This window comes from Streptomyces albus subsp. chlorinus (genome assembly GCF_013302895.1).
Taxonomy (GTDB): Bacteria; Actinomycetota; Actinomycetes; order Streptomycetales; family Streptomycetaceae; genus Streptomyces; species Streptomyces chlorinus.
The window spans coordinates 3,791,084-3,793,966 of sequence record NZ_VJOK01000001.1 but is presented as its reverse complement, the minus strand read 5'-3'; the positions used below and the strand labels follow the sequence as shown (position 1 = coordinate 3,793,966).

Below are 2,883 nucleotides of genomic sequence, written 5' to 3'. Positions count from 1 at the left end.
TCTGTTCATCCGGCACGCTCCCCTGCCTCCCCTGCATGGACGCCCTGCGGTCATCGAACGGTTTTGCGGTCCGTTTGTCCACAGGCTGAGGCCACCCGTAGCCAAAATGTGCCGGCGACCGAACAATCGGTAGGGGTGGCCCACTCGGCCACCGGCCCGGCCTGCCGGTGGTACGGCCATCGGCAGGCCGGCGCGCCAGGCGTACCCACCGCCGGGCGTGCCGGGCCCACCACGCCCGCGGCACGCGGTAGCCCGCCCCATGAGGAGGTGCTCGTCATGACGGTCCTAGAGCAGCCAGACACCTACACCCCCGCACCTCCCCCGTCCTGGCGGCCCCGAACCGAGGCGGCGCCCCTCCTTCCGGACGCCGAGCCCTACCGGGTGCTCGGCACGCGACCGGCGGAGGCCGAGGAGGCGGCCGGGCGGCCGGCGGGCGGCCCGTCGTCGGGAGACACGTCGTCGAGAGGCCCGTCGGCGGAGGGCCGGCAAGGGGACGGCGGCGCGCGGCCCGACGCCGCGCTGCTGCGCCGTCTGTACGCCGCCGTCGTGCACGGGCGCCGGTTCAACGAGCAGGCCACCGCTCTGACCCGGCAGGGCCGGCTCGCCGTCTACCCGTCCTCGCGGGGCCAGGAGGCGTGCCAGGTGGCCGCGGCGCTCGCCCTGCGGGAACACGACTGGCTCTTCCCCAGCTACCGCGACACCCTCGCGGCCGTCGCCCGCGGTCTGGACCCCGTCGAAGTGCTGTCCCTGCTGCGCGGCGACTGGCACCACGGGTACGACGCGCACCGCACCCGTGTGGCCCCCCTGTGCACACCGCTGGCCACCCAACTGCCGCACGCGGTCGGCCTGGCGCACGCGGCGCGGCTCAAGGGGGACGACGTGGCGGTGCTCGCCCTCGTGGGGGACGGGGGGACCAGCGAGGGCGACTTCCACGAGGCGCTCAACTTCGCCGCCGTCTGGCAGGCGCCGGTGGTCTTCCTGGTGCAGAACAACGGCTTCGCGATCTCCGTGCCGCTCGCCAAGCAGACGGCGGCCCCCTCCCTGGCGCACAAGGCGGTCGGTTACGGCCTCCCGGGGCGGCTGGTGGACGGCAACGACGCGGTGGCGGTGCACGAGGTGCTGACCGGGGCGCTGGAGCGCGCCAGGACCGGCGGCGGCCCCACCCTGGTGGAGGCGGTCACCTACCGCCTGGAGGCCCACACGAACGCCGACGACGCGACGCGCTACCGCACCGACGGGGAGGTCGAGGCGTGGCGGGCGCACGATCCGGTGGCACTGCTGGAGCGCGAGCTGCGCGGGCGCGGGCTGCTGGACGAGGCGACCGTACGGGAGGCGGAGGAGGCGGCCGAGCGGCAGGCGGCGGACCTGCGCGCACGGATGCACCAGGAGGCGCCGACGGATCCGATGGAGCTGTTCGCGCACGTCTACGCCGAACCGACGCCGCAACTGCGCGAACAGCGCGAGCAGTTGCGAGCTGAGCTGGAGGCCGAGCGGTCGGCCCAGGACGCGGTGCGGGGCGGCGCGGCGGGGGAGGAGACCCGATGAGCACGGCAGTGCGGCAGCCCCCGGCCACCGCCGCGGCCCGCAAACCCGCCACCCTGGGGCAGGCGCTCGGCCGCGCCCTGCGGGACGCCCTGGCCGACGACCCCGATGTGCACGTCTTCGGTGAGGACGTGGGCACCCTGGGCGGTGTCTTCCGGGTGACGGACGGGCTGGCCGCCGAGTTCGGCCCCCGGCGGTGCGCGGACACCCCGCTGGCGGAGGCGGGCATCCTGGGCACGGCGGTCGGGATGGCGATGTACGGGCTGCGGCCGGTCGTGGAGATGCAGTTCGACGCGTTCGCCTTCCCCGCCTTCGAGCAACTGGTCTCGCACGTCTCGCGGATGCGCAACCGCACGCGCGGGCGGGTGCCCATGCCGCTGACGGTGCGCATCCCCTACGGCGGCGGCATCGGCGGTGTCGAGCACCACAGCGATTCCTCCGAGGCGTACTACATGGCCACCCCCGGGCTGCACGTCGTCACCCCGGCCACGGTCGCCGACGCCTACGGACTGCTGCGCGCGGCCATCGCCTCCGACGATCCGGTGGTCTTTCTCGAACCCAAGCGGCTGTACTGGTCGAAGGCCGACTGGAACCCCGAGGCCCCCGAGCGGGTCCCCGGCATCGGCCGGGCCGTCGTGCGCCGCCCCGGCACCTCGGCCACGCTGATCACCTACGGCCCCTCCGTCCCGGTCTGCCTGGAGGCCGCCGAGGCCGCCCGCGAGGAGGGCGAGGGCTGGGACCTGGAGGTGATCGACCTGCGCTCCCTGGTGCCGTTCGACGAGGAGACGGTGGCCGCCTCCGTGCGGCGCACCGGGCGGGCGGTCGTCGTCCACGAGTCACCCGGTTTCGCGGGCCCCGGCGGGGAGGTCGCCGCCCGCGTCACGGAGCGCTGCTTCCATTACCTGGAGGCGCCCGTGCTGCGGGTCGCCGGGTTCGACATCCCGTATCCGCCGCCGATGCTGGAGAAGCACCACCTGCCGGGCGTCGACCGCGTCCTGGACGCGGTGGCCCGCCTGCAGTGGGAGAGCGGCTGGACCCCTGGACGAGACGCGCGCCGGGGCGGAGGTGCCGGCTGATGGGAGAGGTACGGGAGTTCGCGCTGCCGGACCTGGGGGAGGGTCTGACGGAAGCCACGGTCGTGCGGTGGCTGGTCGCGGTCGGTGACACGGTACGGGTGGATGAGCCCGTGGTGGAGGTGGAGACCGCCAAGGCACTGGTCGAGGTGCCCTGTCCGTACGCGGGAGTGGTCACCTCGCACGCCGCCGAGGAGGGCGGGGAGGTGGCGGTGGGAGCCCCACTGGTCACCGTCGCGGTCAGCCCCGGGGAGGGCACGCCGGGTGG

The 2,883-nt window shown here is 74.8% G+C and carries 3 protein-coding genes; all 3 read left to right on the top strand.

Annotation, left to right across the window (positions count from 1 at the left end):
* The first annotated feature begins 276 nt into the window (after positions 1-276).
* On the top strand, positions 277-1,545 hold the full coding sequence (gene pdhA / locus FM076_RS16870) for a pyruvate dehydrogenase (acetyl-transferring) E1 component subunit alpha (RefSeq protein ID WP_173871637.1): 1,269 nt from the start codon (positions 277-279) through the stop codon (positions 1,543-1,545).
* The gene (locus FM076_RS16865; RefSeq protein WP_173871635.1) at positions 1,542-2,618 is read left to right on the top strand and encodes an alpha-ketoacid dehydrogenase subunit beta; all 1,077 of its coding nucleotides are present in this window, start codon (positions 1,542-1,544) and stop codon (positions 2,616-2,618) included. Before pdhA ends, FM076_RS16865 begins: the two co-directional genes overlap by 4 nt.
* Positions 2,618-2,883, top strand: a 266-nt coding sequence (locus FM076_RS33910; RefSeq protein ID WP_345945057.1) for a biotin/lipoyl-containing protein, incomplete at its 3' end; no start/stop codon positions are given. The genes FM076_RS16865 and FM076_RS33910, both read left to right, overlap by 1 nt.